This is a genomic window from Pseudomonas sp. Irchel 3F6, from assembly GCF_900187595.1.
In the GTDB taxonomy this organism is placed as follows: Bacteria; Pseudomonadota; Gammaproteobacteria; order Pseudomonadales; family Pseudomonadaceae; genus Aquipseudomonas; species Aquipseudomonas siliginis.
This window is the reverse complement of record NZ_FYDP01000007.1, coordinates 96,018-107,897: the sequence shown is the minus strand read 5'-3', so window position 1 is coordinate 107,897 and position 11,880 is coordinate 96,018. Positions and strand designations below refer to the sequence as shown.

Here is an 11,880-nt window from a genome sequence, read left to right as displayed (position 1 = left end):
TGCAGCATGTTCAATGACCTGAGTCGCCTCGGTAAATACCTCGGTCAGGCCGCGCGCCTGATGGTCGGCATGCCCGACTACGACACCTACGTCGAGCATATGCAAACCAAACACCCGGACAAACCGGTGATGAGCTACGAGATGTTCTTTCGCGAACGTCAGGAAGCCCGTTACGGTGGCAAGGGTGGGCCGAAGTGTTGTTGAGCTGATAGCCTGCGGTTGAGGTAATCCCCTGTGGGAGCGAGCCTGCTCGCGAATACGGAGTGTCAGTTGATGAAGGATTTGACTGACACACCGCTTTCGCGAGCAGGCTCGCTCCCACATTTGTTTTTGTGTTCTTTTCAGGAGGTCGGGTTTTGTCTTCTCCCATTCCGGTAACGGTCCTCAGCGGTTTCCTCGGCGCCGGCAAGACCACTTTGCTGCGTCATTTATTGAAAGCCGAGCACGGCCTGAAAATCGCCGTGATTGAAAACGAATTCAGCGACGCCGGCATCGACACCCAACTGCTGGGTGACGAGCCGGTGCAGGTCATGACCCTGGCCAACGGCTGCGTCTGCTGCACCATTCACACCGATCTGACCAAGGCGCTGTACTTGCTGCTCGAGCGCCTGGACAGCGGCGAGATCGCCTTCGATCGTCTGGTGATCGAGTGCACCGGTCTCGCCGATCCGGCACCGGTGGCGCAGACCTTTTTCATCGACGAAGAGCTGCGCGAGCGTTACCTGCTCGACGGCATCATCACCCTGGTCGACGCCGCCCACGCGGACGTGCACCTGACCCAGACCATCGCCCAGGCGCAGATCGGTTTCGCCGATCGCTTGCTGGTGAGCAAGACCGATCTGGTCGATGAGCCGACGTTCACCGCGCTGAGCGAGCGCCTTACGCGAATCAACCGCCGCGCGCCGATCCGCGTGGTCGAGCATGGCAACATCGATCTGGCTGAACTGCTGGATGTGCGTGGTTTCAACCTCAATGCTGACCTGGGCGGCGGTTTGAGCTTGCGTCCGGTGAGCAAGGCGCCGTCGATCGATCGCATCTCCAGCCTGGTGCTGCGCACCGATCAGGCGCTGGATATCGATCAGCTCAGCGAATTCATGAACGAACTGCTGGAAGAACACGGCAAGCAATTGCTGCGCTACAAAGGCGTGTTGAATATTGCCGGGGAAGATCGGCGCCTGGTATTTCAGGGTGTGCTGAAACTCTATGGTTTCGACTGGGACACCGAATGGGCCGAGGGCGAGACGCGCGAGAGTGTGATCGTGTTTATCGCCGATGACTTGCCGGAAGAGAAGATTCGGGCGGGGTTTGCCAGGGTAGCTTCTGACTGATGATTTTTCGGTGTCAGCGCTGACGCCATCGCGGGCAAGCCCGCTCCCACAGTAGAACGCATTCTGTCAGAAGGAATGCAATCCACTGTGGGAGCGAGCCTGCTCGCGAAGGCGGTCTAACCGACAGCACAATGCTCAAGGTCTGAACCCAGCAGCGTCTGCTCAAGATGATCCAGATGCCGATTCATCAGCCCCTCTGCCTTGGCAGCATCACCTCGCTCCACAACCTCAACCAACGCCAAATGCTCCTGCCACGCGCAACAGCTGCGCGTCGGGCACCGACTCCGCGCAATCGCCAACGACGTCAGCGGCACCAGACTGCGCAGAAAATGCGCCAACGGCAGATTTCCCGCCATCCGTGCCAACTGCAAATGAAACTCCCCCGATAACCGAATCGCCGCCCCGCGCCGATCCTGCTCGATGGCGCGCTTCTCGCGCTCTATCAACGTGCGCAAGCATTTGAAATCGTCTGGCTGCGGACGCTGACACGCCAACCGCACCAAGGTGTTCTCAGCCAGCCGTCGCGCATGCAAGGTCTGCCGGATCAGCTCCCGATCAGGCGCGGCCACTCGTGGTCGATGATTGGCGCGCAATACCACGATCTGCTCATGGGACAACTGCGTCAGCACCCGTCGTACATCGGCGCGGCCGGCGCCGAACATCGCTTGCAGACTGTCCTCGGTGAACCGGCTGTCTTCATCGATACGCTGCTCGAGAATCGCGTCGAACAGTCGCGGATACAACTCCTCCACCGGCATGCGCAGGCGAGAAACGGGCAGGGCGGTCGATTGCGCGTGGGACGCTGAAGCGAAACTGTTCATGGCCGTTCTCCTGGCAAATCAGGTGGGCAGGTTGTCGTCCGGGATGTTCAGCTCAACGCCCATGCGCTGGCCTTCGCGCAGAATGTGCCGACGCATTTCGGCGCTGGCCTGAGCGCTGTTCTTGCTGCGGATCGCGCGGACTACGGCTTCGTTTTCTTCCAGGCGTTCGGCCAGATGTTCCGGTGAATTGCGCAACACTTCGGCACTTTGCTTGAGCGCGTTGCTGGTCTGCTGCACCACGCTCTGGAAAATCGGGTTCGAGGTCAGCGTGAACAGTTCTTCGTGGAAGGCGATGTAGGCGCTGACCCCGGCTTCACTGTCACCGGCCTCGAGGGCTTCGCGCATGTCCATCAGGGTCAGGCGCAACTGGCCGACCTCCTTGCTGCTGATCGATTGCGCAACCAGCCCGACAATGAACGGCTCGAGGGTGTAGCGCAGTTGCAGCACATCTTCCAGGCTCGCCCCGGCGACTGCGCTGTCGTGGCTCTGGCTGTCGCTGAGTTGCGCATCGAGGACGACCACGCCTTTGCCCGGCATCGAGCGCACCAGGCCGAGTGTTTCCAGCACGATCACCGCTTCGCGCAGGCTCGGCCGGCTGATGCCCAGCTGTTCGGCCAGTTCACGCTGGCCCGGCAGCATGTCGCCGGAGCGCCACTGGCCTCGGGCCAACGCGGCGCGGAGTTTTTCCACCACTGAATTGACGACGGTTGAAGTTGTAATCACGTATTGGCTCCCTGCGCCGTGCCTGCGCATTGGCAGGCACGGCACTCATTCAGAATTCTTTGGCCGCCGCCGGAGCGACGGTTTTTCGCGGTTGAAAGTTATAGCCCTGTTCGCCGTTGAGCACCTTGTTCGCTCGCTGTACATCGATGTCCTTTTCCCAGCGGGCGATGGCCACGGTGGCGACGCAGTTGCCGATCAGATTGGTCAGCGCGCGGCCGATGCCCATGAACCAGTCCACGGCCAACACCAGCACCAGGCCGACCACGGGAATCGCCGGAATCGCCGTCAGCGTTGCCGCGAGAATCACCAGCGCCGAACCGGGAATGCCGTGGGCGCCTTTGGAGGTGATCAGCGAAACCAGCAGAATCGTCAGCAAATCGGTCATCGCCAGCGGTGTGCCGGTGGCATTGGCGATGAACACGATGGCCAGGGTCAGGTAGATCGAGAAGCCGTCGAGGTTGAACGAGTACCCGGTCGGGATCACCAGACCGACCGTCGAGCTGCCGATACCGAGGTGTTCGAGCTTGCGCATGATCTGCGGCAGCACGGCGTCGGAAGAGGCGGTGCCCATGACGATCAGCAGTTCTTCCCGCAGGTACTTGAGCAGCGGCCACATGCGCAGGCCGGAGACGCGCATCACCAGACCGAGGATCAGCGTGACGAAGGCGACGCAGGTCAGGTAGAACAGACCGACCAGACTGCCCAGGTGCTGCAACGAATCGAGGCCGTATTTGCTGGTGGTGAAGGCGATGGCGCCGAATACGCCGATCGGCGCCAGACGCACGATCATGCCCATGATGCGGAAGATCACGTGGCTGAGTTCGTTGATCAGCCGCGAAATCCCGGAAGCCGCTTCGCCAACCAGATTCAGTGCGCTGCCGAACAGCACCGAGAACAGCAGCACTTGCAAGATATTGTTGTCAGCGAAGGCACCGATCACCGAGGTCGGGATCAGGTCCATCAGAAATTGCGTGGTGGTGTGCATGTGCTGGCTGCGCTCGGCGAGGTCGCCCATGTCGGCGCTGGAGAGTTGCTCCAGATGAATGTTCGCGCCGCTGCCAATGCCGGTGCTGAAGGCGAACACCAGACCAATCACCAAGGCGATGGTGGTCAGCACTTCGAAGTAGATCACCGACTTGAGGCCGATGCGCCCGACCTTCTTCAGATCGCCCGCGCCGCTGATGCCGCTGACCACCACGCAGAACACGATCAGGCCAATCAGCATCTTGATCAGTTTGATGAAGCCATCGCCGAGCGGTTTGAGCTGAGCGGAGTATTCAGGAAGGGTCAGCCCGCAGACGATGCCGAGCATCAGTCCGAGAACCACTTGAAGGAAGATTGAACGCGAGCACCATCTGAGCATGGGAGGAATCCTGGGTCGGTGTCCTGGCTGCCGCACGCGTTGCGCATCGGATGCAGGACTTAATTATTGTGGTCTTACCGGTATGTCCAGTGCAGGCGCAGTCTAGGCTTGGTTTTTTCCTGATTACAAGGGGAAAGCATGAAATTGGCATGACCGGTCTGACCAGCGGCCAAAGCCGCGTAGGAGCTGCCGAAGGCTGCGATCTTTTGATCTTGTTTATAAAATCCAGATCAAAAGATCGCAGCCTTCGGCAGCTCCTACAGGTGAATTGCAGGCGAAAAAAAACCGGCCAATCACTTGGCCGGTTTTTCATGCTGCTGGTTTAACGTCGCGATTAAGCGCCGTACACCGGCAGTTTCTTGCAGATGGCTTTGACTTTCTCGCGAACGGCGTCGATCACCGCTTCGTTGTTCAGGTCAGCCAGGATGTCGCAGATCCAGCCGGCCAGCTCTTTGCACTCAGCCTCTTTGAAACCGCGAGTGGTCACAGCCGGAGTACCGAAGCGCAGGCCGGAGGTGACGAACGGCGAGCGTGGATCGTTAGGCACGGAGTTCTTGTTCACGGTGATGAACGCTTTGCCCAGAGCGGCGTCGGCGTCTTTACCGGAGATGTCCTGCTTGATCAGCGACAGCAGGAACAGGTGGTTTTCAGTACCGCCCGAAACCACGTCGAAACCGCGCGCGATGAACACTTCGGCCATGGCCTTGGCGTTCTTCACCACTTGTTGCTGGTAAGCCTTGAACTCAGGCTGCAGCGCTTCCTTGAAGCAGATCGCCTTGGCCGCGATCACGTGCTCCAGCGGGCCACCCTGGGCGCCCGGGAACACTGCGGAGTTGAGCTTCTTCTCGATCTCGGCGTTCGCTTTGGCCAGGATCAGACCGCCACGTGGACCGCGCAGGGTCTTGTGCGTGGTGGTGGTCACGACGTCGGCGAACGGTACCGGGTTCGGGTAGACACCAGCGGCAACCAGACCGGCGACGTGAGCCATGTCGACGAACAGGTAGGCGCCAACCTTGTCAGCGATCTCGCGGAAGCGCGGGAAGTCGAGGATCTGCGAGTAGGCCGAGAAACCGGCAACGATCATTTTCGGCTTGTGCTCGACCGCCAGACGCTCGACTTCGTCGTAGTCGATCAGGCCGTTGGCATCGATACCGTATTGAACGGCGTTGTACAGCTTGCCCGAGGAGGAAACGCTGGCGCCGTGGGTCAGGTGACCGCCATGGGCCAGGCTCATGCCCAGAATGGTGTCGCCACCTTGCAGCAGAGCCAGGTAAACAGCGGCGTTGGCTTGGGAACCGGCGTGCGGCTGAACGTTGGCGTAATCAGCACCGAACAGTTCCTTGGCACGGTCGATGGCCAGTTGTTCAACCACGTCAACGTATTCGCAACCACCGTAGTAACGCTTGCCCGGATAGCCTTCGGCGTACTTGTTGGTCAGGACCGAGCCTTGAGCTTCCATCACCGCTGGGCTGGTGTAGTTTTCCGAAGCGATCAGCTCAATGTGTTCTTCCTGACGCTGAGCTTCTTGCTCCATGGCGGCAAAAAGGTCGGCGTCGTACTTGGCAATAGTCAAATCACGGCTGAACATGGCGGTCCTCAAGGATCGGGGGCAGAAAAGGGGGGCATTCTAACCCAACCGCTTTTGGATGACATATGAAACGACGTCATGTCGCAGACAAGTGGCGTTCATGACAGATGTGCGGTGCTTTTGCCGGCCCCTTCGCGAGCAGGCTCGCTCCCACATTGATCGATCCCTGTGGGAGCTGGCTTGCCAGCGATGCCAGCACCGCAGATGTTCAGTCGAACATGAACAATGCGTCGTTACAGAACTGCGCTTCAAACCGTCCCGCCGGCATCGGCCGGCCGAACAGATAGCCCTGCACCTCATCGCAACCATGCTCACGCAGGAAGTCCAGTTGCTCGTGGGTTTCCACGCCCTCGGCGATCACCGCCAGGTTCAGGCTGTGGGCCATGGCGATGATCGCCCGGGCGATCTGCGCGTCCTGTTCGCCGGACGGCAGGCCGTCGACGAAAGTACGGTCGATCTTCAGCACGTCGATCGGGAATTGCTTGAGGTAGTTGAGCGATGAATAACCGGTGCCGAAGTCATCGACTGCGATGCTCAGGCCGAGGTTCTTCAGCCCGGCAAGAATCTGCATCGCCTCGCTGACTTCGCGCATCAGGATACTTTCGGTCAGTTCCAGCTCCAGACACGCCGGTGGCAGGCCGGTTTCGCGCAGGATCGTCGCGATTCGCGTGCCCAAATGGCCATCGGAGAACTGCCGTGCGGAAATGTTCACCGAGACCTTCGGCACCCGCACCCGTTGCTGGTGCCAGGTTTTCAGCTGTCGACAGGCCTCGCTGATGACCCAGTCGCCAACGTCCACCACCAGGCCGAGCTCTTCCAGCACCGGAATGAAATCCCCTGGCGGCACCAGCCCGCGACGTGGATGGCGCCAGCGCAGCAGCGCTTCGGCGCCGGTCAGGCGCTTGCCGTCGCCACTGAACTGCGGCTGGTAATACAGGACGAATTCGTTCTGCTCCAGCGCATGGCGCAGATCGCTTTCCAGTTCCAGACGCTCCAGCGCACTGGCGTTCATGTCGGCCTGATAGAACTGGAAGTTGTTCTTGCCGCGTTCCTTGGCGTGGTACATCGCCGTGTCGGCGTTCTTCATCAACTGGCTGAGTTCGTTGCCGTCCTGCGGACTGAGGGCGATGCCGATACTGGCGGTGACGAAAAACTCGCGGCCCTCGAGCACGAACGGCCGCACCAGGCTGGCGAGAATCTGCTCAGCGACATGAATTGCCCGGTTCAGCGCCAGTTCGCGGTTGGAGCGATGCTGCAGCAGCAGGGTGAATTCGTCGCCGCCCATGCGCGCCACGGTGTCATCGTCATCGACGCAGGCCAGCAGGCGCGTGGCCATGTCCTTGAGCATGCGGTCGCCGGCGGCGTGGCCCAAGGAGTCGTTGATCGGTTTGAAACGGTCGAGGTCGAGGAACATCAGCACCACCCACGACTTCTGCCGTTCGGCCGCTTGCAGCGCGGTGTGCAGACGATCCTGGAACAGCGTGCGGTTCGGCAGGTGGGTGAGGGCGTCGTAATAGGCGAGGCGGTGGATGCGCTGCTCGCTGGCCTTGCGCTCGCTGATGTCGCTGAAGAAACACACGTAACTGGCCAGATCGCCCTCATCGTCGAGCACGGCAGTAATGCCGACCCACGCCGGGTAGTGTTCGCCGTTACGGCGCTTCATCCACACTTCGCCTTCCCAGGTGCTGTGCTCGTGCAACTGCTTGAGCACGTAGCGCAAGTGCGCGTCCTGCTGCTCGTCGACGGTGAGCATGTTCGGCAACTGGTCGAGCACTTCGCCGACGCTGTAGCCGCTGACCCGACTGAACGCTTCGTTGGCCTGAACGATATAACCGGCCGGGTCGGTGATCAGGATCGCCGAGGTAGAGTGCTCGAATACCGTGGCGGCCATGCGCAAATCTTTTTCGGCACGGCGCTGCTGGCTGATATCGCGGCCGACGCCGAGCACGCCTTCGAACGCGCCGTGTTCGTCCCAAACCAGCACCAGGCGCAGTTCGATCGGAATCTTGCGGCCGTCGGCGCGCAGGCAATCGAAGAGGAACAGCTGCGTTTGCACCTGACTGCGCAGCAATGCCAGTTGCTCGGGCTTGTCCAGCGCCTTGCTGACGCGGTCCATCAGCACATGAATGCCGTTCAGTTGCCCGGGATTGGCGATGATCGATTGCCAGCCGTTCTGGAAAATCCAGTCGGCGTTGTAACCGAGCACGGCCTGCACCGAGGGGCTGACGTAGTTCAGCGAGAGCTTGCTGTCGGTGGAGAAAATCACGTCGCTGATGCTTTCGGCGAGCATGCGGTAACGCTGCTCGCTGTCACGCAGCGATTCGCTGGCCTCGATCTGTTCGGTGATGTCCTTGGCCACGCCGATGATCCGCGTGACCTGATCGTGCTTGTCCCGCGCCAGCGCCTGTTCACGGATGTCGAAGCGCCGCCACTTGCCGTCGCGATGACGGAAGCGCAGTTGGCATTGCAACAGCTGGCTGTAACCGGCGTGGCGCTGCAACTGCCGCGAGCGATGGTAATAGTCGGCGTCTTCCGGGTGCAGGAGGATTTCCCAGAAGTATTCGCCCATCTGATGCAGTTCAGTGCGGTTGTAGCCCAGGGTCTGGCCGAGGTGGTGGTTGCTGAAAATCATCCGCTGGCTGATCACGTCCTGCACATACAGATGATCGGGCACGGTGCGCACCACGTCCGACCAGAACCCTTCGCGCTCCAGCAACGACAGCTCGATCAGCTTGCGGCTGGTGATGTCGTTGATGCTGAGAATCACCGCTTTATAGTCGTGCTGCTCGCTCGGCAGGCGCAAAACCATCCACAGATGCTGGTCGCGGCCATTGCTGTTGGGCAGTTTGATTTCCAGTTCCAGCTGTTTCTGCTGCTGCAGGACGGCGTCGAGGATCTGCTGACCGATCGCGCACTGCGGATGGCGCTGGCCATCGATCAGCAGTTGCCAGGCATCGTCGCAGGAATGCACATCGAGCAGTTGCAGGGCGACCTGATTGACCTCGGTGACGCGCATTTCCGCGAGCAACTGCTGGCGCTGCTGCGGTTGGTCGAGCCAGGCCTTGAGCTGGTCGCTGGTCTGGATCTGCGCCTTGTCGAACATCTGCTTGAGGCCGGACAGGTCAAGCACGCACAAGGCCACGCCGGTGCCTTCGAAAATATCCTGGTAACGCCGTCGGCCTTCATGTACCTGGCGCTGGCGCCGACGCATGTTCAGCAGCGCGATCACCGGCAACATCGAGAACGCCAGGCCGAGCAGGCATTTGCCGATGAACGCCGGCAGCAATTCTTCCAATACGCGCTGGCGGTCGAACAGCCCGCGCAATTGCCAGTCGCTGCTGCTCAGCGGCACGGTCAGCACGGTGTTGGCGACATCGTCAGGCGTCAGCCCGCCAGCCTTGGCCGAGGGCAGCCCTGCTTCGCGGCTGATGATCTGATGATTGAGGCGGTTTTCCACCAGCCACAGCGGGCGCAGGGCGGTGGCGTCCTGTTTGGTCAGCGAGTCGAAGAAGGTTGGCGTCAGGCGCAAGGCCCAGTAACCGCGACTGCTGCCGCTGGCCTGATGCAACAGCAGGTGCACCACCGAGCCGTCATCGGCATTGCTGAAATAATGCGCCTGAGCGCGACTGCGACGCACCAGTTCGGTCAGGTAATCGGCGTCGGAACTGTCGGTGGCGCTGTCGCTGATGATGCGGCCGGAGGGCGAGAGCAGGGCCATGCTGCGCAGATCGGGCAGCGAACGTTGCAACTTGCGCAGGAGCATCTGCTGTTCGTCGGCGGTTTGCGGTTGTTCGACGATCGGTAGCAGATTGAGGGCGATTTGCGCATTCAGCGCCATGTTCAGGCTGACCTGAGCGGCGAGATCGGCGGTGTAGTCGATGGTGTACTGGCGCTGATTCTTCTGCGTTTCACGCAATTGATCGAGCAGTTGCCAGAACAGCAACGCGAGCAATAACAGCACGAGGGTGGCCAGCGCACCCTTCAATGTCCCGCGCAGGGGCGAGCCGGGCGCCGGTGGGGTGCTGCTCACAGAGGCTGGCGGAGTGACATTGGTCAAGCTGTGATCCTGCGATTTGGCTGGACTGGCGCGACGTGCACTATAAGCCGGACGCCCGAAGGGCGGCTAGCATGCCTTGAGTTGTGGCGAAGTGCCAGCCCCTCTCGGCTGGACTGCCTTCCGGCATTAAGGTAGCTTTGCCGGTTAGACCGGGGGCGTTCCAGCCCCTACAATCATACTTTTTCCAGCGCGCACGCATTGATTGCGATCAAGTGAACGACGCGCACAGTCTGGCCAGGCATCGCCTGCGCTCCATCATTCATCTGTCACTGACCCAAGGTTCTCCATGGCTCAATACGTCTTCACCATGCATCGGCTGGGCAAAGTTGTTCCGCCGAAGCGGGAAATTCTCAAGAACATTTCGCTGTCCTTCTTCCCCGGCGCCAAGATCGGCGTGCTCGGCCTCAACGGTTCGGGTAAATCCACGCTGCTGAAAATCATGGCCGGCGTCGACACCGAGTTCGAAGGCGAAGCCCGTCCGATGCCGGACCTGAACATCGGTTACCTGCCGCAAGAGCCGCAGCTCGACCCAGCCAAGACCGTACGTGAGGTGGTCGAGGAAGCGGTCAGCGTGATCAAGGATGCGCAAGCGCGTCTGGACGAGGTCTACGCGGCTTACGCTGACCCGGACGCCGACTTCGACAAGCTTGCTGCTGAACAGGCCAAGCTCGAAGCGATCCTGCAGGCCAGCGACGGCCACAACCTCGAGCGCCAGCTGGAAGTCGCCGCCGATGCGCTGCGTCTGCCGGCCTGGGACGCGAAAGTCGAACACCTGTCCGGTGGTGAAAAGCGTCGTGTCGCCCTGTGCCGTCTGCTGCTGTCCGCGCCGGACATGCTGCTGCTCGACGAACCGACCAACCACCTGGACGCCGATTCGGTGGCGTGGCTGGAGCATTTCCTCCACGACTTCCCGGGCACCGTGGTCGCGATCACGCACGACCGTTACTTCCTCGACAACGTCGCCGGCTGGATTCTGGAACTCGACCGCGGCGCGGGCATTCCTTACGAGGGCAACTATTCGGGCTGGCTCGAAGCCAAGTCCGATCGTCTGGCCCAGGAATCCAAGCAGCAGTCGGCTCATGAAAAAGCCATGAAGGAAGAACTGGAGTGGGTGCGCAAAGGCGCCAAGGCCCGCCAGTCGAAATCCAAGGCACGTCTGCAACGCTTCGAAGAAATGCAATCGCAGGAATTCCAGAAGCGCAGCGAGACCAACGAGATCTACATCCCGGCCGGTCCACGCCTTGGCGACAAGGTCATCGAGTTCAAGAACGTCACCAAGGGCTACGGCGATCGCGTGCTGATCGACAACCTGTCGTTCTCTATGCCGAAAGGCGCCATCGTCGGCGTGATCGGTGGTAACGGTGCCGGTAAGTCGACGCTGTTCCGCATGCTGATGGGCAAGGAAACTCCGGATTCGGGCAGCATCGAAATCGGTGAAACCGTGCAACTGGCCTGCGTCGACCAGAGCCGCGAAGACCTCGAAGGCAGCAAGACCGTGTTCCAGCAGATTTCCGACGGCTCCGACCAGATCCGCATCGGCAACTACGAGATCCCGTCGCGTACCTACGTCGGTCGCTTCAACTTCAAGGGCGGCGATCAGCAGAAGTTCGTCAAGGACCTCTCCGGCGGTGAGCGCGGTCGTCTGCACCTGGCGCTGACCCTGAAGGAGGGCGGCAACGTCCTGCTGCTCGACGAACCGTCCAACGACCTCGACGTGGAAACCCTGCGTTCGCTGGAAGAAGCCCTGCTGGACTTCCCGGGCGCCGCCATTGTGATCTCCCACGATCGGTGGTTCCTTGACCGTGTCGCCACGCACATCCTGGCGTACGAAGACGACTCGCAAGCGGTGTTCTTCGAAGGCAACTACACCGAGTACGAAGCCGACCGCAAAAAACGCCTCGGCGAAGCAGCGGCCCAGCCTCACCGGGTACGTCACAAGAAACTGGCCTGATTCGGGTTGGTTGCACAAGAGCGGAGCCTTCGGGCTCCGTTTTTTTTGC

The 11,880-nt window shown here is 60.8% G+C and carries 9 protein-coding genes; 4 read left to right on the top strand and 5 right to left on the bottom strand.

Translation table 11 applies throughout. The features are described from left to right. The first annotated feature begins 6 nt into the window (after window positions 1–6). Together CKW30_RS21560 and yjiA are read left to right on the top strand one after the other, a co-directional pair. Window positions 7–204 carry a YbdD/YjiX family protein gene (locus tag CKW30_RS21560; RefSeq protein WP_003228401.1) on the top strand — a complete coding sequence of 66 codons (198 nt, stop codon included), beginning with the start codon at window positions 7–9 and terminating at the stop codon, window positions 202–204. 152 nt (window positions 205–356) lie between these two features. Next, window positions 357–1,328 (top strand): GTPase, encoded by a 972-nt coding sequence (gene yjiA / locus CKW30_RS21555; protein ID WP_095181860.1) that lies wholly within the window; start codon window positions 357–359, stop codon window positions 1,326–1,328. Window positions 1,329–1,444: 116 nt separating this feature from the next. Here yjiA and CKW30_RS21550 read toward each other — a convergent pair whose 3' ends face one another. Genes CKW30_RS21550 through CKW30_RS21540 form a run of 3 tightly spaced genes read right to left on the bottom strand, consistent with a single transcriptional unit; the run spans window position 1,445 to window position 4,235 of the window. Next, window positions 1,445–2,149 carry a GntR family transcriptional regulator gene (locus CKW30_RS21550; protein ID WP_095181859.1) on the bottom strand — a complete coding sequence of 235 codons (705 nt, stop codon included), beginning with the start codon at window positions 2,147–2,149 and terminating at the stop codon, window positions 1,445–1,447. An 18-nt stretch (window positions 2,150–2,167) separates the two neighbouring features. Next, the gene (locus tag CKW30_RS21545; protein ID WP_016773102.1) at window positions 2,168–2,872 is read right to left on the bottom strand and encodes a FadR/GntR family transcriptional regulator; all 705 of its coding nucleotides are present in this window, start codon (window positions 2,870–2,872) and stop codon (window positions 2,168–2,170) included. Between the two features lie 49 nt (window positions 2,873–2,921). Further along, entirely contained in the window at window positions 2,922–4,235 is a 1,314-nt protein-coding gene (locus CKW30_RS21540) for a C4-dicarboxylate transporter DctA (protein WP_095181858.1), read from the bottom strand. Between the two features lie 149 nt (window positions 4,236–4,384). Between CKW30_RS21540 and CKW30_RS27345 the strand changes: the two genes are divergently transcribed. Beyond that, a complete protein-coding gene (locus CKW30_RS27345) occupies window positions 4,385–4,561 on the top strand; it encodes a hypothetical protein (RefSeq protein WP_177434227.1) in 177 nt (58 codons plus the stop codon). A gap of 8 nt (window positions 4,562–4,569) precedes the next feature. Here the strand turns inward: CKW30_RS27345 and glyA are convergent, their stop codons facing one another. Together glyA and morA are read right to left on the bottom strand one after the other, a co-directional pair. Then, window positions 4,570–5,823 (bottom strand): serine hydroxymethyltransferase, encoded by a 1,254-nt coding sequence (gene glyA, locus CKW30_RS21535; RefSeq protein ID WP_041477786.1) that lies wholly within the window; start codon window positions 5,821–5,823, stop codon window positions 4,570–4,572. Window positions 5,824–6,031: 208 nt separating this feature from the next. Beyond that, entirely contained in the window at window positions 6,032–9,880 is a 3,849-nt protein-coding gene (gene morA, locus CKW30_RS21530) for a cyclic di-GMP receptor MorA (protein WP_095181857.1), read from the bottom strand. A 286-nt stretch (window positions 9,881–10,166) separates the two neighbouring features. On the opposite strand from morA, the gene ettA reads away from it, so the two are divergent. Further along, window positions 10,167–11,831, top strand: a complete 1,665-nt coding sequence (ettA, locus tag CKW30_RS21525; protein ID WP_095181856.1) for an energy-dependent translational throttle protein EttA — start codon at window positions 10,167–10,169, stop codon at window positions 11,829–11,831. Window positions 11,832–11,880: the final 49 nt, after the last annotated feature.